A 25476-nucleotide genomic window follows, 5' to 3' on the forward strand; every position below is an offset into this window, starting at 1 on the left:
CGCCCAGCGTCCCGGCGGCTCTGCCGCCCAACGTCCCGGCGGCTCTGCCGCCCAACGTCGCCGCGGCTCTGCCGGCCAGCGTCCCGGCGGGTCTGATGCCCCCCCGTCACGGGGCGGTCGGAGAGGCCAGGTCCACATCGACCGCCGGGCGGCACCGGGCGTCCGCCGGCGTGCGGCCGTCGAACCACGTCGATCCGGCCCGACGACGATCATCCCCGGTCACCCCGCACCGGGCGCCGACGTCACGGAGCCGGGTGCTCGCCGGCGGAATCGTGTCCTCGCTGGCCGGCAAGATGGTCGGGCTGGTCGCGCCGCTGCTGATCACGCCGCTGGCGTTCCGCAGCCTGGGGGCCGAGCGGTTCGGCCTCTGGATGGCGGTCACCTCCCTCACCGGGATGGCGCTCTTCGCGGACTTCGGGCTCGGCAACGGTCTGCTGACCCGACTGGCCAGGCTGCGGGGCACCGGCGAGCGGGAGGCGGCTGCCCGGGAGGTTTCCAGCGCCTACGCGCTGCTCGGCGCGGTGTCCGTACTGCTGCTCGTTCTCCTGGCGACGACCCTGCGGTTGGTGCCCTGGTCGGCGCTGCTGAACGCGACGGACCCGGCGGTCGCCCGCGACGCCCGCCCGGTGGTGCTGCTCTGCTTCGGCGCGTTCCTGGTCAACATTCCCCTCGCCCTGATCCAACGCGTCCAGTACGCCCAGCAGCAGGTGGCCCAGAGCAACCTCTGGCAGGCCGGCGGCAGTCTGGTCTCGGTCGCGGTGGTCTACGCGGTGGTCACCGGCGGAGCCGACCCGTTGCTGGTCATCGCCGGCGCGGTGCTCGCGGTGCCGGCGGTCAACCTCGCCAACGCCCTCTGCTACTTCGGTTGGCAGGACCGCGACCTGCGGCCCCGCATCCGGCATGTGCGGGCGGTGGCGGCCCGCGGGCTGCTCCGGCTGGGCGTCCGGTTCTTCCTGCTGTCGGTGCTCTCCTCGGTGGTGCTCAACCTCGACGGCTTCCTGATCGGCCGGGTGCTGGGGCTTCCCGCCGCGGCGACGTACGCGGTCGTCCTGCGCATGTTCGCCCTGCTGACGCTCTTCGTCACGCTGGTGAACCTGCCGCTGTGGCCGGCCAACGGAGAGGCGTTGGCGCGCGGTGACCTGGCCTGGGTGCGGCGCACGACGCCCCGGATGGTCTACCTGTCCGCCGCCGTGGTCACCCTGCCGGGGGCCGCGCTCGTGCTCTTCGGCAACGACGTGCTGCGACTCTGGGTGCGCTCCACCGATCTCGCGCCGGTGCCACGCACCCTGCTCGCCGCGCTCGCCGTCTGGTCGGTGCTGCTGGCCGTCGCGGCCCCGTTGTTCATGGTGCAGAACAGCATCGGTCTGCTCCGCCCGCAGTTCGTCGGTTGGGCGGCCTGCCTGCTGCTGGCCGTACCCCTGAAGATCGTGCTGGCCGCGCGGGTGGGTCTGCCCGGCGTGGCGGTCGCCTCGGCCGGCACGTACGCGTTGACGGTGCTACCGGCCGCCGTCCTCGGCTACCGCCGTGCGCTGGCCGCCGCCGCGCCGGTGTCGGGCCGGCACGCACAGGTCGAGCCCGCCGTGGGCACGTGAACGGGCACCCCCGCGGCGTCGCGTCACCTCACCGCCGGGGCCGCAGTTACCAACCGTGGCGCGGTCACGGCACCCGGATCGGGTCGTCGCTGAGCCGCCGGTGGAATGAGGGTTCATGCAGCGTTTGACCGTGAGTGACAACCCGCGCCGCCCGGAGTCGGTCGGAGTGGCGCCGTGAACCGGCCGGTGGTGGTGCAGCACTCGGCCGGCATTGCCGGGGCCAACGGCCCGTTGACCGCCGTGCAGCGGGTGCTCTCCTCGTCCCTGTCCGACCGGTACGAGTTCGTCCGGATGCACCAGAGCGCGGGCAACGGAAGCCTGAACGTGCCGCTGCTGCGGGAGTGGGTGCGCCTGCTTCGGCGGGTCCGACCCGCGCTGGTGCACGTACGGGGGTTGCAGAACGAGGGCCTGCACGGGGTGCTCGCCGCTCGCCTCGCCGGCTGCCCCCGGGTCCTGGTGACCGTGCACGGCACCGTACGCGACCTGCGTCAGGCCGGCCGGCCCTGGCGGCGTCGGCTGCTGGTGCACGGCGCGGAGCCCGCGACGTTGCGGCTGGCCAGCCACGTCGGCACCGTCTGCGAGTACGCCGCCGGCCGGGACTTCCTCGGCGGCCTGGGTGGGAAGTTCGTCGGGGTGATCCCCAACGGGGTGCCGCTGCCGACGCACCCCCGTGCGCCCCGGGATCGGGTCCGTGCCGAACTGGACCTGCGCCCCGACGACGTGGCGATGATCGCGGTGTCCCGGCTGACCTGGGAGAAAGGGTACGCCGTCCTCGCCGACGCGCTGCGCCGACTGCCACCGTCCACCGACCGCCGGCAGCACCGCTCCGCCGCCCGCCGGGTGCTGCTGGTCGCCGGCGACGGACCCGACCGGGACACGATTGCCGCCCTCCTGGCCGGGGTCGACGGGGTCGAGGTGCGGCTGCTCGGCAACCGGCTCGACGTGCCCGACCTGCTCGCCGCGGCGGACGTCTTCGTCTTCCCGACCCTGCACGAGAACCTCTCCAACGCGCTGCTGGAGGCGATGGCGCACGGGCTGCCGGTCGTCGCGTCGGCGGTCGGCGGCAACATCGAGGTGCTGCGCTCGGGCGGCGGACGGCTGGTGCCGGCGGGTGATCCGGACGCCCTGGCCGGGGCGCTGTCGCCGCTGCTCGACGACCCCGCCGAGCGGCGTCACGTGGGCGAGCTGGGCCGCAAGGTGGTAGCCGAGAGCTACAGCCTCGACGTCATGCTCGGCGCCCTCGACCGGGTCTACCAGCGGATCATCCAGGAGTGAGGGCGGCGCGGCCACGCGGTCCACGGCTCGTCCGGGCGCGGGCGTACGAGCGGCACGTGACCTGAGGGAGCGGCGCTCGTTGTGTCACTGGCGGCCGCCGCGGTCGCTGCCGCCGTGCCGTCGGGTGGGCTCCACGCCGCCCGCCCGCTCGGCGGCCGAACCGAGCAGGGAGACGCGTTGAAGGTAGTGGTGACCGGGGGTGCCGGATTCATCGGCGCCAACCTGGTGCGGGCGCTGGACCAGACCCCACAGGTGAGCGAGGTCGTGGTCGTCGACGACCTGTCCACGGGCCTGCTGGACAACCTGCACGGCCAGCCGGCCCGGCTGCACCAGGGCACCGTGCTCGACCCGGACCTGCTGGACGAGGCGTTCGTCGGTGCGACAAGCGTGGTGCACCTGGGTGCCCTCGGCTCGGTGCCGCGCTCCATCGACCGGCCACTGCCCACCCACCACGCCAACGCCACCGGGACGCTGATGGTGCTGGAGGCGGCCCGCCGACACGGCGTACAGCAGGTGATTCTGTCGTCGTCCTCGTCGGTCTACGGTGCCAACCCGGTGCTGCCCCGACAGGAGGGGTTGCGCCCCATGCCGGTGTCCCCGTACGCGGTCTCCAAGCTGGCCGCCGAGGCGTACGCGGTCGCCTACGCCTCCTGCTACGACATGGGCGTGTTGCCGTTCCGCTTCTTCAACGTCTTCGGCCCACGGCAGGCGGCGCACCACGCGTACGCCGCGGTGTTGCCCCGGTTCATCACCGCCGCGCTCGCGGGTGAGCCGCTGCGGGTGCACGGCGACGGCCGACAGACCCGCGACTTCACCTTCGTCGGCAGCGTCACCTCGGTGATCGTCGACGCCATCGTCCGCCGGGTGTCCACCACCGACGTGGTCAACCTGGCCTTCGGCGCGCGGATCTCGCTGCTCGATCTGATCGCCGAGATGGAACGCATCCTGGGTCGCTCGTTGCCGGTGCGGCACGACCCGCCACGCGCCGGCGACGTACGGGACTCGCAGGCCGACTGCACCCGGCTGCGGGAGTTGTTTCCCTCGGTGCGGCCGGTGCCGCTGCGCACCGGTCTCGAGCAGACCGTGGCCTGGATGTCCGGTCGCGTGCTCGCGGGTCAGTAGGTCGCCGAGCGTCGCACCCCGCTCAGGGACGCCCGACCGGGTGTGGCCAGGCGCCGACCCGTCCCACCGTCCGGGCGGCGTGCGGCGGCGCTGTCTTCGGGTCGTTCTCGGCCACCGGAGAGCGCAACGCCAGTGGTGTGACGGACACGAGCGCGAGGGCCACGAAACACACCGGCGAGACCTCCCAGTGGCCGGTCAACCAGATCGGCGTCTGGCTGACCAGGAAGACGCCCGCCACGCGGAAGCAGGTGGGAGTGGGATGCCGGAAGGGACCGACCAGCGCGAACGTGAGCACCCCGGCGTAGAGGAGTACCCCGATCAACCCCAGGTCGTTGCCCACGCTCAACAGGAGGTTGTGCGCTCCCACCTGCAGGTCGCCGGTGGCGGTCAACATGCCGGGGCCGATGCCGAGCAGTGGTGACTCGCCCCAGGACGACAACGCGTACGGCCAGATGTACAGCCGTCCGGACAGGTCCCCGGTGGCCCGGCCCGCGAAGTAGCCGTCGAGCCAGAGCATCTCGGAGCCGAGCAGCCGGTAGAGACCGAGCGGCACCCCGATGAGGACGATGGGCACCACGACGACAGCCAACGCCCGGGCCAGCCGCGCCGCCACCGTACTCAACAGCAGGTAGCCGAGACCGACCACGATCGCGATCAGCGCGCCTCTCGTCCCGGTGAGGATCACTCCCCAGAACAGGACGGCCGCCGCCGCGGCGATGCCGAGCATCTCGATCTTCGTCGAGGGACGTAGCAGCAGCAGTATGCCGGCGAGTGCGACGCCGGCCGCGAGACTGTACGCGGTGTAGTTGTAGTTGACTCCCTCGATGCCGTACCGGATCGAGAAGTCCAGCACCGAGTCGCGGGCCTTCAGCGAGTTGGGGATGGGATTGTCGATCAGCTTGACGGTGGTGGCGACGCAGCCGGCCAGGAAGGCGTAGCCGACCGCGAAGAGCGCCAGACGGGTGCGGACGACGTGGCGGACGGCGATGAAGATGACGCAGGCCGTCCCGTACAGATAGCCCATGCGGGTCGCGGCGTCGAAGTCCGCCGCCCAGAACAGCGTGACGCAGACCCACAGCCCGGTGGCGGCGGCCAGCAGGTCGGGTGGGAGGAGCCGAGGAGTCCGACCACTCACCAGGATGGCCAGCACGGCCGCGGCGGCGCCGTAGCGGTTCGTGGCGCTGGTGGCCCACTGGCTGGCGAAGGCGATCGCGCAGACGACCACGAGCCCGGGCATGTGCCGCGCCGTCAGGGATTGGTCCCCGGGCGCGGGCGTTGCCCCGACCGGGTGGCGTCCGGCGGCCCGGCTGGTCGCGGCGCGGGCCCCGGCCAGGGAGGGCGTGAGGGCGTGGCGTCCTTCGCGAACGGGCAGGACCGCTGTCACCTCAGCCGTCCCGGGATCGTCGCGAGCGTCGCCACGGTCGTCGTCCTGTCCAACATTCGTCGCCTTCCTCAAGCCCGCCGTCAAACCACCATAAGGCCATGCAACCCATCAAAATGGAAAAGGCGCACATTCCTGATTGGTCTGACGGCTCCGCCTGCATAACCATCGGCCGTCGCCAAGGGTTATTGCTCCGAGGCGGTCGTGCAGGACGCACCGCTCTGCCCCGGGGGAGTGTCGCCATGTCCGACGATCGGATCCTGCGGGTCGCACTGCTCGGGTTCACCCTGCCCGACGACGTGCTGAGGCGGGTGATGGCCGGTGACGCCACGCACGCCACCCAGACCCACACCTTCGCCTGGGCCGTGGTCAACGGCCTGCGCGACGCCGGATGCGCGGTACGTCTGCTCTCCGCCGCGCCGGTGTCGAACTACCCGCGCAACCGTCGGCTCCGGTTTCGCGCCAGCCGGTTCCACCACGACGGCGTCGACGGCCAGCAACTCGGCTTCCTGAACGTCCTGGGGATCAAGCACCTCAGCCGGTTCTTCTCCGCCTGGTGGCACGGCGGTCGGTCGACCAGACGGGAGCCGGTCGACGTCCTCCTGGTCCACGGCGTGCACACGCCGTTCCTCTGGTGTGGGCTGGCGCTGGCCCGCCTGCGCGGCATTGCGGTGGTGCCGATCCTCACCGACCCCCCGGGAGTGGGGCAGCCGGGGGAGGGGCGTGCGGTGCGGCTGCTGCGCGGGCTCGACGTGGCGCTGGTCCGGGCGGCCCTGAAGCGCTGCTCGGGGGTGATCGCCCTGACGCTTCCGCTCGCCGAGGACTTCGCCCCGGGGCGCCCCCGGCTCATCATGGAGGGCATCTGCACCCCGCCACCGGTGGGCGGCCCTCGACCGCAGGCCGACAGCGGAACCCGCGAGATCATCTATGCCGGCGGACTGAGCCACGCGTACGGGGTGGACCGCCTGGTGGAAGCGTTTCGTGGGCTGCCCGACCCCGACCTGCGGCTGTCCGTCTTCGGTCGCGGCGAACTCGAACCGTGGCTCCGCGAGCAGGTGTCCGCCGACCCGCGGATCGCCCCACCGCAACTGCTCGACCGTGCCCGGCTCGGGCAACGCCTGGCCGGCGCGGCGGTGCTGGTCAACCCCCGCCCCGTCGACCAGTACTTCGTCCCGTACTCGTTCCCCTCGAAGATCATCGAATATCTCGCGAACGGCGTGCCGGTGGTGTCGACGATCCTGCCGGGCATCCCCGACGACTACCGGCCGTACCTGGTCTACGCCGCGACGGACACGGCCGCGGGGCTGCGCGCGGCGATCGAGCGGGTTCTCGGCATGCCGGCGGTCGAGGCCGCGGCCCTCGGAGCGGCGGGACGCGACTTCGTCGTGCAGACCCGCAACCGTGCCGTGCAGGGTCAACGGATGCGTGGCTTCCTGGCCGGGCTCGTCGACGGGTCCGCCCCGCACGCGATGACGGCGCAGCGGTCCGGCACCGGCCGGGACACCGAGTCTCGCGCTGTCGCCGGCCGATCCGACCGCTGACCAGTGGACCGTTTGCCTGGAATGCAATTTTTGCCACGACCCGGGGTTCGATAGCTCGTTGACCCGAGCGAGTGCGTCCGGCCATCCCAGCGCCGGACTTTTTCTTGATCATGAACGAACGGAGTGGTTGTGAGCGCTGTGCCTGCCGGTTGCCGGGTCTTGATCACCGGCGGTACCGGATCCTTTGGACGGACGATGACCCGTCGCCTGCTCGACGGCGATGTCGGCGAGGTCCGGGTGTTGAGCCGGGACGAGGCCAAGCAGGACGCCATGCGGCGACAACTCGGGGACGACCGGGTGCGCTACCTGGTCGGCGACACCCGGGACGCCGACTCGGTGCTTCGCGCCACCCGCGACGTCGACTACGTCTTCCACGCCGCCGCGCTCAAGCAGGTGCCCTCCTGTGAGTTCTTTCCGCTGGAGGCAGTGCGTACCAACATCCTGGGCAGCGGCAACGTCATCGAGGCCGCGGAGCGCAACGGGGTCGGCTCGGTCGTGGTGCTCAGCACGGACAAGGCCGTGCACCCGATCAACGCGATGGGGATGAGCAAGGCGCTGATGGAGAAGGTGGCCCAGGCGTACGCCCGTAACAACCCGCGCAGTCGGACCGTCGTCTCCTGCGTCCGGTACGGCAACGTCATGTACTCCCGCGGCTCGGTGATCCCCCTCTTCGTGGAGCAGATCAAGGCCGGCCGCGCCCCGACGGTCACCGACCCGACGATGACCCGGTTCCTCATGTCCCTGGCCGACTCCGTCGACCTGGTCGAGCACGCGTTCCAGCACGCCCGGCCCGGGGACATCTTCATCCGCAAGGCCGCGGCGAGCACCGTCGGCGACCTCGCCGAGGCGGTGTGCGAACTCTTCGACGCGCCGTCGAAGATCGAGTCCATCGGCGTGCGGCACGGCGAGAAGCACCACGAGACCCTCGCCAGCCGCGAGGAGCTGGCGCAGGCGGAGGACTTCGGCGAGTTCTACCGGGTGCCGGTCGACGCGCGGGATCTCAACTACGCGCTCTACGTCTCCGAGGGGGGCCTGGGCGAGACGCCTGCTGAGGAGTTCAACTCCGCGAACGCGCGGCGGCTGGACGTACCGCAGATCGTGCAGCTGCTGCAGACGCTGCCCGAGATCCGGGCCGAGCTGGCGCTGCGCGACCCGGTGCTGTCGTGCTGAGGCTCGCGGTCACCGGCGCCGGGGGTTTCCTCGGCTGGCACGTGCGTGTCCTGGCCCGGGCGCTCGGGTGGCCCGAGCCGGTGGTGATCAGCCGTGGGGACCTGTTCGACGAGGCGGCGCTCGCCGCCCGGCTGGACGGCGTCGACCGCGTGTTGCACCTGGCCGGCGTCAACCGGGGCGACCCGGTCGAGGTGGCCACCGCCAACGTCGACCTCGCCGCCGCGTTGGCCCGTGGGCTGCGCCGGTGCGGCACACCGCCGGGCGCGGTCGTCTTCGCCAACTCGGTGCAGGCCGGCAACTGCACGCCGTACGGCGATGCGAAGGCCGTCGCCGCGGCCACCCTCGCGGCGGCGCGACCCGACCTGATCGACGTACTGCTGCCGAACCTGTACGGCGAACACGGCCGGCCGCACTACAACTCGGTGGTGGCCACGTTCTGCCGACTGCTCGCCGAGGGTCGTACGCCGCAGGTGCACGAGGACCGGCAGATGGAGCTGGTGCACGTCACCGACGCCGCAGCCCGGCTGCTCGGGGTCCCGGCGGACGGCTCCTGGGACCCGTCGATGCCGATGTTGCGGATCGGCGTACGCGAACTCGCCAACCGGTTGGCCGCCTTCGCCGACATCTACCGCAACGGGGAGATCCCGCGCCTGGTCGACCGACACGACGTGCGGCTGTTCAACACCTACCGGTCGCAGTGCTTTCCGGAGCACTACCCGCTCCCGCTGCCCCGGCACACCGATGCACGCGGTGAGCTGGTCGAGGCGGTGCGGGCGCACGGGACGGCCGGGCAGACGTTCTGTTCCACCACCCGTCCCGGCATCGCCCGGGGTGAGCACTTCCACCTGGCGAAGGTGGAGCGGTTCGTGGTGCTGCGCGGCAGCGCCGAGATCAGCCTGCGGCGGGTCAGCGAGGACACGGTGGTCCGGTTCCAGGTCAGCGGGGATGAACCCGTGGTGGTGGACATGCCGACCATGTGGGCACACAAGATCGTCAACACTGGGTCGGACGAACTCTTCACCCTCTTCTGGGTCAACGAGCTGTTCGACCCGGCCCGCCCCGACACCTATCCGGAGCGGGTGGAGGCGGTCGAGCCGGTCCCGGCGGTACTGGCATGACGGAGGGGTTGGCGTGACGGAGGGAGTGGTATGACCAGGGTAATGACGGTGGTCGGCACCCGGCCGGAGATCATCCGGCTGGCCCGGGTCCTGGACCGGCTCGACCGGACCGTGGACCACGTCCTCGTCCACACCGGCCAGAACTGGGACCGGTCCCTCTCGGACGTCTTCTTCACCGAGCTGCGGCTGCGCCAACCGGACCGGTTCCTCCGGGTGGACACGTCCTCGCTCGGTCGGGTGCTCGGCGGGGTGCTGATCGGGATGGAGCAGGCGATCGAGGAGGTGCGCCCCGACGCCCTGCTGGTGCTCGGCGACACCAACAGCTGCATCGCCGCGCTGATGGCCCGCCGCATGCGGGTGCCGGTCTACCACATGGAGGCGGGCAACCGCTGCTTCGACCTCAACGTGCCGGAGGAGACCAACCGGCGGATGGTCGACCACGTCGCCGACTTCAACCTCGTCTACACCGAGCACGCCCGACGCAATCTGCTGGCCGAAGGGTTGCACCCCCGTCGGATCCTGCACACCGGCTCCCCGATGCGGGAGGTCCTGGAGCACTACCGGGAAGGCGTCGAACGGTCCACGATCCTCGACCAGCTCGGGCTCACCGCCGGCGACTACTTCGTGGTGAGCGCCCACCGGGAGGAGACCGTCGACCGACCGGACCGGCTGCGTCGACTGCTGGACTGCCTGCGGGCGGTCCGGGACACCTGGGGGCTGCCGGTGCTGGTGTCGACCCACCCCCGTACCCGCAAACGGCTGGAGGCGCTGACCGAGGACGCGCTCGCCCTCGACGGCATCGCCTTCCACGAGCCGTTCGGGCTGCTCGACTACGTGCGGCTGCAGAGCCGGGCCCGGTGCACCCTCTCCGACAGCGGCACCATCAGCGAGGAATCGGCAATTCTCGGGTTCCCGGCGGTGACACTGCGAGAGTCGATCGAACGCCCGGAGGCGCTGGACGCCGGCGGCATCGTGATGACCGGGCTGGACCCGGACGGCGTGCTGGAGGCGATCCGGGTGGTGGTCGACCAGGTCGCCGCCGATGGCGTTCCCTGCCCGGCCGACTACCAGGTCCCCGACACCTCACGACGAGTGGTCGACTTCATCCTCTCCACCGTCCGCCGGCACCACGACTGGGCCGGCATCCGGCGCTGATCCGCCCGTACGTCACCGTGCCGGGTTCGGTCGCCACGACCGAACCCGGCCGTTGTCGCGGCTGCGGGGTCAGCCGCGGGTCTCGCCCGGCGCCGACGCGCCGATCATCTGCGGAACCGCGGGCAGACCAGTCGCCGACCCGTCGGCCGGCCCGAAGAACCACGTCGACAGCCGGCCCTGCCGGCGCAGGAGGGCCAGGCCCAGCACCGCGCCGGTGAGCACCTCGGCGGCGAGGGTGGCGGTGGCCGCTCCGGTCGGACCCGCCAGCGGCACCGCCGCGAGAGCCAGCGGGGTGATCAGAGCGGCGTTCAGCAACATGATCCGGGTCGCCTGCCGGTACCTCGCGTCGCCGATCTGATTCAGCGTCACCGCCCGGACGAGCGTCAGGAAGGGAAGTGCGACGGCCAGGAGTACCAGCCACAACGCCGGACCGTGCGGGGGGAGTCGGAGCAGATCGCCGACGATCCACGGGGCGGCGACGGCGCTCACCACCGCGATCACCAGGGCGCCGAGCAGGGCGAACCGTTCCCCCTGTCGACCCTCGTTGACGTTCCCGAGGCCCTGCCGGCGTCGTACCCGCCCGACCAACGACACCCGCAGCGCGGCGGTCAGCACACCGGTCTGCGCCTGGTACACGCTGAACACCGCACCGAACGCCCCCATCACCTGCGGTGTGACCAGCAGCGACAGCAGGACCGTCGTCATCCGCCCACCCCAGTACTCGGCAATGCTGTACGTGAACAGGTGACGGTTCATCCGGAACGCGGAGAAAGCTCGCCGCGGTGACAACTCGGCCAGGAAGCGGGGGCGCAGCCAGGATCGTCTCCCGAGGAACGCTTCGGCGGCCAGGAACTGGATGAGCGCCGCGGTCAGCAGCGCGCTGCTGAGGTGCCCCCCGAGGGCGATCAGCACCAGAGCCGGGATCTTGCACCCGCAGACGACCACCGCGGTGCTGACGAACCGCAGTTCGCGGGCCAGATCCCCGAGCTGGAAGTTGGCGTGGTGGTTGCCGATGGCCACCAGGGCGATCGACAGCATGGTCGGCCACTCGTAGCCGGAACGGCTGTACAACGATCCGATGGCGACGGTGCCGAGCAGCAGGCACGGCAGTGTCACGAACACCCACTGGCTGCGCACCGCCCGGCGCTGCTCGGCATCCCCGCTGATGTAGAGCAGGGGAGAGCCGCCGGCCACGACGATGGCCACCAGGGACAGGGCCGCCGTGACCGCGACGTACGCCGCGATCTCGTCGGTCTGGCCGTGGCGTGCGCTCCACGCGAGCAGGGCGGCGTTCAGCAGCCCGTTCAGCAGGTTCGTGGAGGAGGCGACCAGCGAGTGCCGGGTCGACGATGTGATCTGGCGCGGGCGACGGCGCCTCGGCGGCGGTGCCTCGCCGAACGGTGGTGACCACCGGAACGAGCCGGGCTGCGTGTCGCCCGCACCTCTCACCGCTCGCCCCGGACCATCACCGTCTCCTGTTCCCACGCGCGATCCTGCCCCGCCGGGCCGCAGTGGCGAGCAGGTCGGCGAGGACCGGGGCGTTGCTCGCCTCACTCATGTGGTTCAGGTAGTACTGGCGTCCCGCCTCGCCCATGGCCCGCAGTCGGTGCCGTGGCGTGGCCCGGGCCGACCGGATCACCGCGGCCAGGGCCTCGGCGTCTCCCGGCGGCGCGGCGAAGCCGGCCTGGGCGTCTCGCGCGATGCGCCCCACGTCACCGGGCGCGCAGGCGAGCATGGGCTGACCACAGGCGAGGATGGACTGGGTCTTGCTGGGCAGGGTGATCCGGAACAGCGGCTCGTCCGCGAGGGAGATCAGATTGAGGTCGGCGACCGCCATGCGGGCAGCCATGCGATCCGGCGGGACCGGATCGAGGAAGTGGACGCTGCCCAGCCGATCGCGCGTCGCCTGGGCGACCAGCCTGTCCTTCTCCACACCGTCGCCGACCAGGACGAGGTGCACGTCCGGTGTGTCGCGCAGCCGTGCCATGGCGTCGACCACGACGTCGAGTCGCTGTGCCGCGCCGAGGTTGCCCCCGTACATCAGCAGGAAGTCGTCGTCGGTCAGACCCAGGCGTTGCCGCAGACCGGGTTCGGGTTCGGTCGGCTGCATGATCTTCTCGTCGGCCCAGATGTAGACCAGCGAAACCTTCTCGGCCGGTACGCCCCGCTCGATGACGATGTCCCGTAGCCCCGGCGTAGGAACTGTCACGTGGTCGGCCCACCGGTAGGTCCGGTCGGTGAAGCGGGTCAGCACCGCCTCGGCGATGCGCCGGGTCGGCCCCTCGGTGAGGAAACCGGTCGCGAACACGTTGTCCGGCCACAGGTCGATCACCATGGTCACGTACGGCGTCCGCCACCGCAGTTTCGCCATCATGGCCGCCGCGGTGGCGGTCACCGGCGACGAATACACCAGAGCCACGTCCGTGTCCCGCAACACGCTGGCGCCGAGCAGCGAGGAGGAAGCCGCCCAACTCGCGTAGTTCGCGACCCGGCCGAGCGCCGACCGGTCGTGGCTCGGATAGAGCGGCGTGCGGAGAACCCGCATCCCGTCCTGCACCTCAAGGCTGCGGCGCCGCGCCGAGTAGCCCTCGTACACGATGCCCCTCGGGTAGTTCGGCACGCCGGTGAGCACATCGGTGTCGAAGCCCTGGTGGCGCAGCGACGAGGTGAAACGTTCGGCGAGGGCGGCGGGCTCCGGAGGGAACCACTGGCTCACCAGGGTGACCCGGTCGCGCCGGTCGCTCTTCACGTCCGGACCCTTCGACGGTCGAGCGGGGCCAGACGCCGAACCTGTTGGCACCTGATCGCCTTGATCGAGGTCACCCATGACGTTCCCTCTTCTCTTCGCGTGGGTCCGCTGCCGGACGCGACGTCAGCGCGGACCAGGTCGGGATTCAAGGGCAGGCGGAGTCGCCGGGCCTGCCGGGTGCGCGCCGTCGACGAGGTCGTCGAGGAGGCCGACCGGTGGCGCGGTCCGTCGTGGCTACGAGTGCTGGTGCAGGAAGCCCTGCACCTCGGCGGTGATCCGGTCGATCTGCAGATCGTCGAGCGACGAGCCGCTGGGCAGGGTCAGCCCCTGGGCGAAGAGCCGATCCGCCGCACCGGTGAGCCGTGCCTCGGCAGCGGCGAACAGGGGCTGCCGGTGCATCGGCTTCCAGGCCGGCCGGGTCTCGATGGCGGCCTGCGCGAGATGCTGGGCCAGGTCCGCGGCGTGCCAGCCGCTGAGCTTCGGGTCCACCACGATGACGGTGAGCCAGCAGTTGGTGCCCGGGTCGCCCTCGGACAGCACCTCGACGCCGTCGACCGAGGCGAACAGCTTCGAGTAGTGCTCCCGCAGTCGGCGCCGGCGGGCGGTCATCTCGTCGAGCCGGGCCAGTTGGGCCCGGCCCATCGCGGCCAGGACATTGCTCAGCCGGTAGTTGAAGCCCACCTCGTCGTGCTCGTGGTGCTGGGCCGGGATGCGCGCCTGGTTGGCGCGGTGGCGAGCCTGGGCGATCAGTTGCTCGTCGTGGGAGAGCAGCATCCCGCCGCCCGACGTGGTGATCATCTTGTTGTGGCTGAAGGAGAACACCCCGGCGTCTCCGAAGGAGCCGGCGCAGCGCCCCCGGTACGTCGAACCCAGTGCCTCCGCCGAGTCCTCGACGATGCGCAGCTCCGCCTCCCGGCAGAGATCCAGCAGCGGGTCGTAGTCGACGCAGGAACCGAACATGTCGACCGGCATCACCGCGCCGATCCGTCGTCCCGCCCTGCGCAGGTCGGCGACGACCTCACTCAGCAGACCGACGTCCAGATTGCCGGTGGCCAGGTCGCAGTCGACGAAGACCGGAGTGGCACCGGTGTAGAGCACGGCGTTGGCGGTCGCCACGAAGGTCACGGTGGGCACCAGCACGATCTGTCCCGGCCCCACGCCGCAGGAGAGCAGGCCGAGGTGCAGCGCGGCAGTGCCCGAATTGAGTGCCAGGGCGTACGGCACCCCTACCCGCTGGGCGACCTCCTGCTCGAAGGCGTCCACCTCCGGACCGAACGGCGTCGCCCAACCGCTGCGCAGCGCGCGTAGGACCGCGGCTTCCTCGGCCGGTCCCACGTCGGGAGGGGACAGGTAGATGGGCGCACGCATGGGCATGAAGAACTCCTCGCAGCAGGTCGGTCGCCTACCAGCAGTCAACGAGCCGATCTGCGGAGAGTTTCGTCATCTTTGCCAATAAGGGGGGTTTGTGTCGACATTACGCCGACTTCCGGCGTGTCGGTCGACGCCAGCTCGCAGCGCATTCTGACGAACCGCGCCAGCTCCGGGCCGGCGTCCGCCGGGTGTCCATCCGCGCGGGTCGCTGCCGAGAAGCAGCGGTCGATCCCGACCAGCGGGCCGATGGCGGCGGCGAGGGCAGCCGTGTCGGGCGCGGCCGGGACGCGGATGGCCGTGCCGACCACCCTCAGGTCGATCTCCGCACCCAGCGCGGTCCGGACGGTGAGGTCACCGAAGCCGTACGCGGTGTGGTGCGCGGCGAAGGCCGGCCAGTTCACCAACCGGACGGGGGCCGGCGTCGAAGCCCGCACGCCGACGACCTCGCGCCAACTGGAGTGGGTCAGCTCCGTGAAGCCGTGGCGCCGGTACAGCCCATGGGCGACGGGGTTGTCGAGGGACACGTCGAGCAGCAGCGCCCGGCAACCCAGCCGTACGGCAAGGTCGTGTCCGTCGTTGAGTAGGCGGGTGCCCAGGCCGCGGCCGCGTTCGTCCTCCCGCACCGCGATCCCGTTGAGGAGCAGGTGTCCCGGCAGCAGCCGCCAGTCGGCCACGGCTCGCAGGCCGTCTGGCCCGCGCACGGCGCGCAGGATCAACGTACGAGCATCCGCCGGAGGCGTCAGCGCCGCGGCCAGGAACGACCCGTAGCCGCTCGCGTGGTACGCGACCAGCCCGAGGCAGGTCTCGGGCACGGAGGACGCCAGCAGGTCCGTCGCCTCGAGGAGGCTCGGATCGTCGGGATCGTCGAGCGTGTCGACCTCGATGGCCGTCAGGTCGAGACGCACTTCACTCCTCGTTCCTTGTCCAGATCGAGCATTTCGGCACTCGGGTCGACCGCCACGCCCCTTCCGGAGAGGACCATGGTGACGGTCGCGGCGAGAATGCGCAGGTCCAGCCAGAGGCTCCACTCGTCGACGTACTGCACGTCGAGTGCCAGGCGCCTGTCCCAGACGACGCTGTTACGGCCGTGGATCTGGGCGAGCCCCGTGATTCCGGGACGCATGTCGAAGCGTCGCCGCTCCCGTTCCGTGTACCAGGCGTCGTAGCGAGGGAGCAGCGGTCGCGGGCCGATCAGGCTGAGGTCTCCCCTGATGACGTTGACCAACTGGGGCAACTCGTCGATGCTCAGGCGACGCAGCACGCGACCGAGCGGGCCACACCGGAGCCCGTCCGGCAGCAGATTGCCAGCGGCGTCACGTTCGTCGGACATCGTACGGATCTTGAAGATTCGGACGGGGAGTTGCCACCGGCCGGTGCGTTCCTGAACGAACAGAGTTGGCGCACCCAGTTGCATCCGGACCAGCAGCAGAGCGGCCAGGAGGACTGGTAGTGCCAGGATCAGGATCAGCAGGGCAAGCACTATGTCCAGCAACCGCTTCACCCGACGTTGCATAATCATCGACCTGTCCTCGTGTTAACCGTCGTCGTTGCTTTCGTACGTGTGCTGTCGGGGTTCAGGTCGAGCGATAGGCGGGAAACCAACCGGAGTCGCGCAGTGTCGAGGCCGGCCGCCCGCTACGTGCTGCTGCCGCTTCCACGAGCAGGCCGTACGCGTCCTCGTTGATCACGAGGGAGGCGGTCCAGAATGGTGCCCGGTTGCCGCCGAACGAGCGCTTGAACATCAGCAGGCTGTCGTCGTCGCGGGCGCTGATGCCCCCGCCGAGGTGCACCCGCCGGCAATCGTTCTCGGCGGCCCAGCGGAGGATCGACCAGACCAGGAGATTGTTCGCGCCGTGCCGGCCAGCCTCGGCAGCGGACCCGGCGAGGTGGTAATGCGCCAGCCCCAGGTGTCGCATGACCAACGCCGACGCGATCGGCACGCCGAGTTCGTCTCGTACCTCGGCGACCAGCAAATTCTTGTCGAGGCCGGCAAGGAGCGCCTGGTAGTAGGCATTGGTGAAGAAGTATCGTGGGGCGCTGCCAATTCGCGTCATGGTCTGCTCGTACAGCCGACGGAAGTGGCTGCCGGGGCTCAGGTCGGCCGGGTCGACATAGCGGACCTCGGCGGTCAGGCCAACGCGCTCGGCCTTCCGAATCGCCGTTCGAGCCCGCCCGTCGAGCTGCTTCCACACCGCATCGGGGCCCTGGTCGACCGGCACCACGACGTTTTCACCCTGCCACGCGAAGGTCAATCCTGGCAGCGTGCTGGCGAACTCCGCCGAACGAGTGTCGAGCGGTGAGAATCGAAGAAAGAGTGATACGAGGCCGGCCGCACGCCAACAGTCGAGAAGCTGCGGCCAGATCTTCTCCAGGTCCCCTCGGCCGCGCGACGGCCCGACATGGATGCCGGCATAACCGTATGGACTGATCCCGTCGGACCACTGCTCGTCGATGCGTCGCTGGAGGAAGGGGGCGAGGACGTCGTCGTCGCACTGGGTCATGCGCCAGGTGGCACCCTCTGCCGTGGCGGCCGCGGAGCCGTAGCCTCGCGTGAAGTAGACGTCCGGGCAGTGGTCATCGGGTGGCGAGTGGGCGTCGGTCAAGCTTGAGATCCTCGCTCGACTGCTCATTGCCCTCCCGTCGCCGGTCTCCGGGAGGCTCAACGAACAAGAGTGACGACGGGTTCGCCTTTGTCGGGACTTAAGCCCCCTTTTCCGTGCTTCGACCACTCGCTCCACAGGCTGTGCCGTAGCCTCGCGCCACCAGCGGGCTAGAGTGCAGCCGGCCGTATCCGCCTGCCGCCGACCACGGGGAGAACGAGTGCTGCACCTGAGGGTGATCGCGCCGGTGGACCGGTCGGCGGAGGTGGTCGACCTGCTGACCGCTGAGCCGGGGGTGACCCACCTGGCCGTGCTGACCGGTGCGGCGCGGCAACCGCAGGGCGACCTGATCCTCTGCGACGTGGTCCGCGAGAGCGCCGACGGCGTTCTGCGGAGCCTGCAGCAGCTCGGGGTGGAGGCGCGCGGCGGTATCGCCGCCGAGGACGTCGAGCTGACCATCTCCGCGTCGGCCGACCGGGCTGCGGAGGAGGCCCCCGGCAGTGGCGCCGACGCGGTGGTCTGGGACGAGATCGCGGCGAAGACCGGCGAACAGACCGAACTGTCCGGCACCTACCTGGTGTTGCTCGTGGTGGCCACCATGATCGCCGGCATCGGTGTGCTGTTGGACCAGCCGATCCTCATCGTCGGGGCGATGGTGGTCGGACCGGAGTTCGGCCCGCTCGCCGCGCTCTGCGTGGCGCTGTGGCGCCGCAGGCTCGACGTGATCGGCAAGTCCGTGCAGGCACTCACCGTCGGCTTCCTGGCGGCCATGGTGGCGACCGTGCTGAGCACCTGGGCGCTGACCGCCGCCGGCCTGGTGAACGAGGAGATGCTGCTCGCCGCTCGGCCGCTCACCGACTTCATCTGGCGGCCGGACGCGCTGTCCTGGGTGGTGGGCCTGCTCGCCGGCGTCGCCGGCATGCTCTCCCTGACGTCGAAGAAGTCGGGCAGCCTGGTCGGGGTGCTCATCTCGGTGACCACGGTGCCGGCCGCGGCCAACGTGGCCGTGGCCGCCGCCTACGGAGTGTGGGACGAGGCGGGCGGCTCGGCACTCCAGCTCGTGATCAACCTGTCGGCGATCGTCCTCGCCGGGCTGCTCACGCTCCTGGTGCAGCAGGCCTGGTGGTGGAACCTGGCTCGCCGGACCCGGCGTCCAGCAGCCGGGTGAGCAGGGTGCGCAACGGGATGGACTCGCCGTCGCGGCCACCCGCCCCGATGACCAGCGGTGCCGGACTGGCCTGCGGGTCGACGCCGAACAGTCGGGCCCGCACGCCGCCCGGCACGGTCAGCAGGTGGAACCGGCCGTCCACGTCCACTGCCCGCGTCTCGGCCCGGTCGACGTACCAGCCGTTCAGTCGGGTGCGGTAGCGCCCGCGCCCGTCGTAGCCCCGCGCGACCAACCGGGTTGTGCGCAGCCCGCGCCGGGTCGCCTCGGCCACGAACCAGGCCACCAGCTCCGCCGCCTGCGCCTGCTCGGCAGCCCGCTGCCGGGCGGCCGCGTCGGCGTGTGCCCGCACCGCCTGCCGCTGCTGATCCCGCCACTCCCGGCCGTCCCGCGCACTCACGACTTCGACGGTACGCGAGCCGAATCAGTCGAGTACGGCCCGGAGGGTGTGCTGGGCGATGCCGGCCATCACCGGGTTCGTCTCGATGTAGTACGGCAGCGCATTGATCGCCTGCATCAGGGCCCAGCCGCGCCCCCGCTCCCACGTCGCGTCGTCCACGCCCAGCGCCTGCCGGTACGTCTCCCGCGCCCCGGCGTCCAGCAGGTTCCACGCCGGCATCAGGTCCACCGCCGGATCGCCCACGTTGACAGTTTCCAGGTCGATGACCGCGGCCAGCCGGCCGTCGCGGACCAGCAGGTTGCCCGGCATCAGGTCGGCATGGACCCACACGGCGGCGGCATCGTGCCCCGGGGTGTCCCGGCAGCGGTCCCACACCTCGGCCAGCCGGGCGGTGTCGGTCAACCCGCCACTGAGGGCGAGTGCCGACCGGACTCCGGCGTCCTGGGCGGCCAGCGGGCCACCCCGGCCGGACCCCGGCCAGGCCCGACCGCCGGTGTCGATGCCGCGCAGGGCGGTCACGACGCTGGCAAGATCGCGGGCGAAGGTGTCCAGGTCGCCGACCCGGTCGAGCTGGGCGGTCTCCCCGGGGATGAATCGGTACGCCGTCCACGGCCCCGCGTACCCCGCCCCCGGCTCACCGAGGCCGAGCGGCTCGGGCACCGCGACCGGCAGGTGCGCGGCGAGCAGCCCGGCGTACTCCTGCTCCTGTCGCAGCTCGGCGCGCAGTTCGGGATCGGTGGAGGGCTGCAGCGGAAACCGCAGCACGATCTCCGTGCCGAGCCGGAACAGGGCGTTCACCGTGCCGGCCGAGGCGAGTGGGCGGACCGGCAACGCCCGCCACCGCGGAAACTGCTCGGCCACCAACGCGGCGACCACGTCCGCGCTCACGTCCACCTGGTCGACATGCATCCGCACCACGAGATCATTACCTAGAGTCCCACCGGCACGCGAGCCGATTCGCCCGCCCGCCGCCGACGTCCCGCCACAGCCCGACACGGTCACGGAAGGGGCCGTGCGCCCGGTGGCACTCGGCCAGAACGCCCCCTGTCGAGCTGCCCCAGATATGGGCCAGGCCCACCGTGAACGGCTGACGACTCCAGATCTTGGACAGTTTCCGTCCGCGCGAGACGGAAACTGTCCAAGATCTACACCGTGCTCGACCGTCTCGCTGCCGCCTGCCCGGGTCGCCTGCCCGGGTCGCCTGCCCGGGTCGCCTGCCCGGGCTGCCTGCCCGGGCCGTTAAGTGGGGTGGCTGGCTGGGGTGCGGTGGCTGAGGGTGTTTCGGTCGGCCTTGCCCCACTCGTGGGGCAGCTCGACAGCGGCCGCTGAAGAGCCCGACGAGTCGGTCATCGCCCCCGGGGCCCGGGAGGCGCCGAGGATGACCGCCCTTCAGGGGGCATCCCGGGCGCCTCCTCACGCCACCTGACGGATCAGGCCAATCCGGCGCGGCGCAGGGCCTCCGCCATCGCGTCGTTGGCCGGCGCCGGAGCGCCCTGCCGCTGCTGCCCGCCCCGTCCGCCCTGACCACCGCGACCGCCGGACCCACCCTGGCTGCCGCCGCGACCGCCAGACCCACCTTGGCCTCCGGACCTGCCCTGGCCGCCGGACCCGCTCTGGCCGGCGCCGCGACCGCCGGACCCGCCGCGACCGTCCTGCCCGCCGCGACCGCCGGACCCGCCGCGACCGTCCTGCGGTCCGCGCTGCGCCGGGCCGCCGCGCCCCTCCTGGCTCGTCCGACCACCACCACCGGTGGCGGCCGGCTCGTCCTCCAGGCGCAGGGTCAGCGAGATGCGCTTACGCGGTACGTCCACGTCGAGCACCCTGACCTTGACCACGTCACCGGACTTGACCACCTCGCGGGGGTCCTTCACGAAGGTGCGCGACATCGCCGAGACGTGCACCAGACCGTCCTGGTGCACCCCGACATCGACGAACGCGCCGAACGCGGCCACGTTGGTGACGACACCCTCGAGCACCATGCCCGGAACCAGGTCACTGATCTTCTCCACCCCCTCGACGAAGGTGGCGGTGCGGAACTCCGGGCGAGGATCACGGCCCGGCTTCTCCAACTCGGCGAGGATGTCGGTGACGGTGGGCAGGCCGAACCGGTCGTCGACGAAGTCGGTGGCTCGCAACCCGCGCAGGATCCCACTCTTACCGATCACCGAACGCAGGTCCTGCCCGGTGCTGGTGAGGATCCGGCGCACCACCGGGTACGCCTCGGGGTGCACGCTGGAGGAGTCCAACGGGTCGTCGCCGTCGGGGATGCGCAGGAAGCCGGCGCACTGCTCGAAGGCCTTCGGTCCGAGCCGCGCCACCTTCTTCAACTCGGTACGCGACCGGAACGGCCCGTTGGCGTCCCGGTGCAGCACGATGTTCTCGGCCAGCCCGGCGCCGATCCCGGAGACCCGGGTCAGCAGCGGCGCGGAAGCGGTGTTGACGTCGACCCCGACCGCGTTGACGCAGTCCTCCACGACCGCGTCCAGCGACCGGGACAGCTTCACCTCGGACAGGTCGTGCTGGTACTGCCCGACCCCGATCGACCGGGGGTCGATCTTGACCAGCTCGGCGAGCGGGTCCTGGAGCCGCCGGGCGATGGAGACCGCGCCGCGCAGCGACACGTCCATCCCGGGCAGCTCCTGCGAGGCGTACGCGGAGGCGGAGTAGACCGACGCCCCGGCCTCGGAGACCATCACCTTGGTCAGGTTGAGCTGCGGGTGTCGCGCGATCAGGTCACCGGCCAGCTTGTCGGTCTCCCGCGAGGCGGTGCCGTTGCCGATCGCGATCAGCTCCACCCCGTGGGCCCCGGCCAGCCGGGCCAGGGTCTCGACCGACGCGTCCCACTGCCGACGCGGCTCGTGCGGGTAGATGGTGTCGGTGGCGAGCACCTTGCCGGTGGCGTCCACCACGGCCACCTTCACGCCGGTCCGCAGGCCCGGGTCCAGCCCCATCGTCGCCCGGGTGCCGGCCGGCGCGGCCAGCAGCAGGTCACGCAGGTTGGTGGCGAAGACGCGTACCGCCTCCTCCTCGGCGGCCTGCCACAACCGCATCCGCAGGTCCGCGCCGAGGTGGATGAGAATCCGGGTACGCCACGCCCAGCGGACCGTGTCGGCCAGCCAACGGTCGGCCGGGCGGCCCGCGTCGGACACCCCGAAGCGGCCGGCGATGGCCGCCTCGTACCGGGTGGGACCGGTCGGAACGGCGTCGGCCTCGCCAGCCTCCTCCGGCTCCATGGTCAGGTCGAGCACGCCCTCCTTCTCGCCCCGGAACATGGCCAGGATCCGGTGCGAGGGCAGCTTCGGGTACGGCTCGGAGAAGTCGAAGTAGTCGGCGAACTTGGCGCCGGCGGTCTCCTGACCGTCGCGTACCCGGGAAACCAGACGCCCCCGCGACCACATCTGCTCGCGCAGCGTGCCGATCAGGTCGGCGTCCTCCGCGAACGTCTCGATCAGGATCGCCCGCGCGCCTTCCAGCGCCGCCGCGGCGTCGGCGACGCCCTTCTCGGCGTCCACGAACCCGGCGGCGGTGGCCCGCGGGTCCTGGCTGGGGTCGGCCAGCAGCGTCTCGGCCAACGGCGCCAACCCGGCCTCCCGGGCGATCTGCGCACGCGTCCGCCGCTTCGGCTTGTACGGCAGGTAGATGTCCTCCAGCCGGGACTTCGAGTCGGCGGCCATGATCTGCGCTTCCAGAGCCTCGTCCAGCTTGCCCTGGCCGCGGATCGACTCCAGCACCGCGGCTCGCCGCTCGTCCAGCTCGCGTAGGTAGCGCAGCCGCTCCTCCAGCGTGCGTAGCTGGGTGTCGTCGAGCAGGCCGGTGGCCTCCTTGCGGTAACGGGCGATGAACGGCACGGTGGCGCCGCCGTCGAGCAGCTCCACGGCCGCCCGCACCTGACGCTCGGCCACGCCGAGCTCGTCGGCGATCCGCTGATGAACAGACTGGGTCACGATCTCGATCCGCCTTCGACTCGATCCGCCTTCACAGAGCGGGTACCGCCCTGCATTGTGCCGGGCGGCCCGGTGCGCTGTCGCCGCGCCCGGCCGAGTTGATCCGTCCCGCCCGACGGGGCTGAACCGCCGTGCCCGGCCGGGCGACCCCGAGGCGGCCCCGGCGAGCCTGCGCTAGCGTGGCGATCATGGAAACACCTGCGGAGCCGCGCGCCCGCCGGCTCTTCGGCGGCAGCGCCCGCGCCCTCGGCGACCTCGCCGCCAACCCGTTCCGCGCCGACCGGGACCGGATCGTGGGCTCGCCGTTCTTCGCCCGCCTCGGCGGTGTCACCCAGGTGATCAGCCCGGTCGGTTCCGGCCTGCTGGTGCACAACCGGCTCACCCACAGCCTGAAGGTCGCCCAGGTCGGCCGGTCGGTCGCCGAGCGGCTGACGGCCGACGAACGAACGCGCGACCTGCTGGACAAGCTTGGCGGCTGCGACCCCGACGTGGTGGAGGCCGCCGCACTCGCCCATGACCTCGGCCACCCACCCTTCGGGCACCTGGGGGAGCGGGTGCTGGACCGGCTGGCCCGCCAACGCCTCGGCCTCACCGACGGTTTCGAGGGCAACGCCCAGTCGTACCGGATCGTCACCAGCACCGAGATCCGGGGCGCCGCCACCACCGGGTTGGACCTGACCGCGGCGGTCCGCGCGGCGATGCTGAAGTACCCGTGGACCCGGCTGGACCACCCCGACCCGCACCCGCGCACCATGGACCCGCCGCCGCGCGGAGCCACCCCGCCGCCGGACGACCCGGAGAGCGGCTCGTCGAAGTTCGGCGCGTACCGCACCGAGCTGGACGACCTGCGGCAGGCGCGGGAGCCGTTCGCGGGTCGCATCCCGGACTGGCAGCAGACCGTGGAGGCGTCCGTGATGGACACCGCCGACGACATCGCGTACGCCATCCACGACGTGGAGGACTTCTACCGGGTCGGTGTGCTCCAACAGGGGTCGGTCTCCGCCGAGCTGATGGCCTGGCAGCGGGAGAGCGGGCAACTCCGGGCGATCACCGACGCGGCGCTGGCCACCGCGGCCCGCCGACCCGGGGCGGCGATCGAGCGGCTGCGTCGTCAACTGCACCGCAAGGACGCCTGGATCGCCGACGACGACGCCTTCGCCGCCGCCGTCGAGCACGTCCGCGAGGAACTGGTCGACGGGCTGCTGGCGATGCCGTTCGACGGATCGATCGAGGCCGAGCAGTACGTGGCACGGTTCTCCGCCCGCTGGTCCACCCGGTTCGTCGAGGCGATCACGGTGACCGACCAGCCCTCGGTGCGCTCCGGGTACGTACTGCTGGGCTGCGCGCAGTGGCACGAGGTCCAGGTGTTGAAGTTCGTCCACCACCGGTTCGTGCTGGCCCGGCCGGATCTCGCCCTGCACCAGCGTGGTCAGGCCCGGCTGCTGGGCACCCTGGTCGAGGCGCTCTGGGAGTGGCTGCTCGACCCGGAGGAGGAGTCGCGGCTACCCCGCCGACTGCACGACCTGGTCGAGTTGGCCGAGGCGGAGCTGCACCCGCGTACCCCGGACCGGATCGGTCGAGCCCGGGGGCGGGCCATCGTGGATTTCGTCGCGCAGCTCACCGACGGTCAGGCGGTGGCCATGCTGGACGCGCTCTCCGGCCGGTCCGGTGCCCTCTGGACCGACGCCTTCGTGCTCTGAGCCGAATCAGGCGAGCCCGCTCTGGCCCAGGCGACGGTCAGGATCAGGCGACGGCCTGCCACCAGCCGTCGACGGCGGGTGGCTCGTCGACCACCACCCGCTCGCCGGGACGGGGCACGGCGAGGCGTACGTCGCGGGCCTTCGCCTCGGCCCACAGCCGGTCGACCGGCTCGGACCAGTCGTGCAGGGCCAGGTTGAACGTCGCCCAGTGAACCGGGACGAACAGCCCGCCCCGCAGGTCGAGGTGGGCGCTGACCGCCTCCTCGGGGAACATGTGGATCGTCGGCCAGGCCCGGTCGTACGCGCCGATCTGCATCAGCGTCACGTCGAACGGCCCGTGCTCGGCGCCGATCGCCGCGTACCCGTCGAAGTAGCCGGAGTCGCCGGTGTAGAAGACCTTGCGGCGGGCCCCGGCCACCACCCAGGAGCTCCAGAGCGTGCCGTCGCGACGCAGCCCCCGGCCGGAGAAGTGCTGGGCGGCGGTGGCGGTGATCTCCAGGCCGGCGACCTGGTGCGACTCGGACCAGTCCAGCTCGATGATCCGGTCGGCGGGTACGCCCCAACGGTCCAGGTGCGCGCCCACACCGAGCGGCACCAGGAACGGCGCGGACTGCCCGGCGAGCAGCGCCCGCACGGTCGGCATGTCCAGGTGGTCGTAGTGGTCGTGTGAGATCAGGATGGCGTCCAGCGGGGGCAGTTCGTCCAGGCGTACCGGCGGCTCGTGCAGCCGGCGGGGGCCGACCAGATTCGAGGGGGAGCACCGCTCGCTCCACACCGGGTCGAGCAGCACCCGCCGGCCCTCGATCTCGATGAGCGTCGAGGCGTGGCCGTACCAGACGATGTTGAGCTCGTCGGCGGTGTCGGCGGGCCGCGGTGTGCTGGGGCGCAGCAGCGGCACGGGTGCGGTCGGACGCCGCTTCTGCTTGCCGAAGATCAGCTCGCGGAGCAGGTTGCGGCCCGGCTCGGCGACCATCGTGCGGGTGCCGGCCTGGTTGTGGAAGGTGCCCTCGCGAAACTGGGGCGAGCGGGCCGCCCGTTCGGCTCGGGCCCCGCTGAGCCGGCCACCGAGCGCCGCCGGGACATCTCGGGCGACCCACGCCAGGCCGGCCAACGCGGCCAGCCCGGCCGCGCCCCGCATCCGCCGCCCGAGCGACCGTTCGACGTCCGTGCTCTGCGCTCGCGCCATTGCCGTC

At 71.5% G+C, this 25476-nt stretch carries 20 protein-coding genes; 9 read left to right on the forward strand and 11 right to left on the reverse strand.

The genetic code is table 11. The features are described from left to right. Window positions 1-254 precede the first annotated feature (254 nt). The 3 genes from C7C45_RS02540 (at window position 255) to C7C45_RS02550 (ending at window position 3989) form a co-directional block, all read left to right on the forward strand. Window positions 255-1592, forward strand: coding sequence for a lipopolysaccharide biosynthesis protein (locus C7C45_RS02540; RefSeq protein ID WP_167454613.1), 1338 nt, complete (start codon window positions 255-257; stop codon window positions 1590-1592). A gap of 174 nt (window positions 1593-1766) precedes the next feature. Beyond that, entirely contained in the window at window positions 1767-2867 is a 1101-nt protein-coding gene (locus C7C45_RS02545) for a glycosyltransferase family 4 protein (protein WP_110561991.1), read from the forward strand. An 81-nt stretch (window positions 2868-2948) separates the two neighbouring features. After that, window positions 2949-3989 carry an NAD-dependent epimerase/dehydratase family protein gene (locus C7C45_RS02550; RefSeq protein WP_244200205.1) on the forward strand — a complete coding sequence of 347 codons (1041 nt, stop codon included), beginning with the start codon at window positions 2949-2951 and terminating at the stop codon, window positions 3987-3989. A gap of 22 nt (window positions 3990-4011) precedes the next feature. Here C7C45_RS02550 and C7C45_RS02555 read toward each other — a convergent pair whose 3' ends face one another. After that, window positions 4012-5226 carry an O-antigen ligase family protein gene (locus C7C45_RS02555; protein WP_110561992.1) on the reverse strand — a complete coding sequence of 405 codons (1215 nt, stop codon included), beginning with the start codon at window positions 5224-5226 and terminating at the stop codon, window positions 4012-4014. Between the two features lie 386 nt (window positions 5227-5612). On the opposite strand from C7C45_RS02555, the gene C7C45_RS02560 reads away from it, so the two are divergent. The 4 genes from C7C45_RS02560 (at window position 5613) to wecB (ending at window position 10354) form a co-directional block, all read left to right on the forward strand. After that, window positions 5613-6911 carry a glycosyltransferase gene (locus C7C45_RS02560; protein ID WP_110561993.1) on the forward strand — a complete coding sequence of 433 codons (1299 nt, stop codon included), beginning with the start codon at window positions 5613-5615 and terminating at the stop codon, window positions 6909-6911. 138 nt (window positions 6912-7049) lie between these two features. Next, window positions 7050-8081, forward strand: a complete 1032-nt coding sequence (locus tag C7C45_RS02565) for a polysaccharide biosynthesis protein (RefSeq protein ID WP_280101364.1) — start codon at window positions 7050-7052, stop codon at window positions 8079-8081. Then, a complete protein-coding gene (locus tag C7C45_RS02570; protein ID WP_110561995.1) occupies window positions 8075-9199 on the forward strand; it encodes a polysaccharide biosynthesis C-terminal domain-containing protein in 1125 nt (374 codons plus the stop codon). Before C7C45_RS02565 ends, C7C45_RS02570 begins: the two co-directional genes overlap by 7 nt. Before the next feature lie 30 nt (window positions 9200-9229). After that, the gene (gene wecB / locus C7C45_RS02575) at window positions 9230-10354 is read left to right on the forward strand and encodes a non-hydrolyzing UDP-N-acetylglucosamine 2-epimerase (protein ID WP_110561996.1); all 1125 of its coding nucleotides are present in this window, start codon (window positions 9230-9232) and stop codon (window positions 10352-10354) included. 69 nt (window positions 10355-10423) lie between these two features. Here the strand turns inward: wecB and C7C45_RS02580 are convergent, their stop codons facing one another. From C7C45_RS02580 to C7C45_RS02605, 6 genes are all read right to left on the reverse strand, one after another. Next, complete coding sequence (locus tag C7C45_RS02580) at window positions 10424-11803, reverse strand: hypothetical protein (RefSeq protein ID WP_110561997.1); 1380 nt, start codon at window positions 11801-11803, stop codon at window positions 10424-10426. 16 nt (window positions 11804-11819) lie between these two features. Next, window positions 11820-13103, reverse strand: coding sequence for a glycosyltransferase family 4 protein (locus C7C45_RS02585; protein ID WP_167454614.1), 1284 nt, complete (start codon window positions 13101-13103; stop codon window positions 11820-11822). A gap of 234 nt (window positions 13104-13337) precedes the next feature. Next, a complete protein-coding gene (locus C7C45_RS02590; protein WP_341866465.1) occupies window positions 13338-14477 on the reverse strand; it encodes a DegT/DnrJ/EryC1/StrS family aminotransferase in 1140 nt (379 codons plus the stop codon). A 38-nt stretch (window positions 14478-14515) separates the two neighbouring features. Continuing rightward, the gene (locus C7C45_RS02595; RefSeq protein WP_110562000.1) at window positions 14516-15379 is read right to left on the reverse strand and encodes a GNAT family N-acetyltransferase; all 864 of its coding nucleotides are present in this window, start codon (window positions 15377-15379) and stop codon (window positions 14516-14518) included. Further along, a complete protein-coding gene (locus tag C7C45_RS02600; RefSeq protein ID WP_110562001.1) occupies window positions 15364-15993 on the reverse strand; it encodes a sugar transferase in 630 nt (209 codons plus the stop codon). The genes C7C45_RS02595 and C7C45_RS02600 overlap by 16 nt, the downstream gene beginning before the upstream one ends. A 55-nt stretch (window positions 15994-16048) precedes the next feature. Beyond that, window positions 16049-17077 carry a lipid II:glycine glycyltransferase FemX gene (locus C7C45_RS02605; protein ID WP_167454615.1) on the reverse strand — a complete coding sequence of 343 codons (1029 nt, stop codon included), beginning with the start codon at window positions 17075-17077 and terminating at the stop codon, window positions 16049-16051. 217 nt (window positions 17078-17294) lie between these two features. Here C7C45_RS02605 and C7C45_RS02610 point away from each other — a divergent pair, with 217 nt between their 5' ends. Next, window positions 17295-18242 (forward strand): DUF389 domain-containing protein, encoded by a 948-nt coding sequence (locus C7C45_RS02610; RefSeq protein ID WP_110562003.1) that lies wholly within the window; start codon window positions 17295-17297, stop codon window positions 18240-18242. On the opposite strand, the gene C7C45_RS02615 is transcribed toward C7C45_RS02610, so the two are convergent. The 3 genes from C7C45_RS02615 to C7C45_RS02625 form a co-directional block, all read right to left on the reverse strand. Further along, window positions 18172-18639 (reverse strand): hypothetical protein, encoded by a 468-nt coding sequence (locus C7C45_RS02615; RefSeq protein ID WP_110562004.1) that lies wholly within the window; start codon window positions 18637-18639, stop codon window positions 18172-18174. The two genes, C7C45_RS02610 and C7C45_RS02615, sit on opposite strands and share 71 nt — an antisense overlap. 24 nt (window positions 18640-18663) lie before the next feature. Continuing rightward, window positions 18664-19548: an aminoglycoside phosphotransferase family protein gene (locus tag C7C45_RS02620; RefSeq protein ID WP_110562066.1), complete on the reverse strand. Its 885-nt coding sequence runs from the start codon at window positions 19546-19548 to the stop codon at window positions 18664-18666. A gap of 521 nt (window positions 19549-20069) precedes the next feature. After that, a complete protein-coding gene (locus C7C45_RS02625; RefSeq protein ID WP_244200207.1) occupies window positions 20070-22583 on the reverse strand; it encodes a Tex family protein in 2514 nt (837 codons plus the stop codon). A gap of 188 nt (window positions 22584-22771) precedes the next feature. Between C7C45_RS02625 and C7C45_RS02630 the strand changes: the two genes are divergently transcribed. After that, a complete protein-coding gene (locus C7C45_RS02630; RefSeq protein ID WP_110562067.1) occupies window positions 22772-24283 on the forward strand; it encodes a deoxyguanosinetriphosphate triphosphohydrolase family protein in 1512 nt (503 codons plus the stop codon). Window positions 24284-24326: 43 nt separating this feature from the next. Here the strand turns inward: C7C45_RS02630 and C7C45_RS02635 are convergent, their stop codons facing one another. After that, window positions 24327-25421, reverse strand: a complete 1095-nt coding sequence (locus C7C45_RS02635; RefSeq protein WP_110562068.1) for an MBL fold metallo-hydrolase — start codon at window positions 25419-25421, stop codon at window positions 24327-24329. Window positions 25422-25476: the final 55 nt, after the last annotated feature.

The sequence above is a fragment of the Micromonospora arborensis genome (assembly GCF_003205615.1).
Lineage (GTDB): Bacteria > Actinomycetota > Actinomycetes > Mycobacteriales > Micromonosporaceae > Micromonospora > Micromonospora arborensis.

Bases quoted from the DNA above. Each gene is read 5' to 3' on its own strand.
- C7C45_RS02555 (WP_110561992.1), bottom strand. From the start codon at position 5,226: ATGCCCGGGCTCGTGGTCGTCTGCGCGATCGCCTTCGCCAGCCAGTGG.
- C7C45_RS02560 (WP_110561993.1), top strand. From the start codon at position 5,613: ATGTCCGACGATCGGATCCTGCGGGTCGCACTGCTCGGGTTCACCCTG.
- wecB (WP_110561996.1), top strand. From the start codon at position 9,230: ATGACCAGGGTAATGACGGTGGTCGGCACCCGGCCGGAGATCATCCGG.
- C7C45_RS02590 (WP_341866465.1), bottom strand. From the start codon at position 14,477: ATGCCCATGCGTGCGCCCATCTACCTGTCCCCTCCCGACGTGGGACCG.
- C7C45_RS02600 (WP_110562001.1), bottom strand. From the start codon at position 15,993: ATGATTATGCAACGTCGGGTGAAGCGGTTGCTGGACATAGTGCTTGCC.
- C7C45_RS02620 (WP_110562066.1), bottom strand. From the start codon at position 19,548: ATGCATGTCGACCAGGTGGACGTGAGCGCGGACGTGGTCGCCGCGTTG.
- C7C45_RS02630 (WP_110562067.1), top strand. From the start codon at position 22,772: ATGGAAACACCTGCGGAGCCGCGCGCCCGCCGGCTCTTCGGCGGCAGC.
- C7C45_RS02635 (WP_110562068.1), bottom strand. From the start codon at position 25,421: ATGCGGGGCGCGGCCGGGCTGGCCGCGTTGGCCGGCCTGGCGTGGGTC.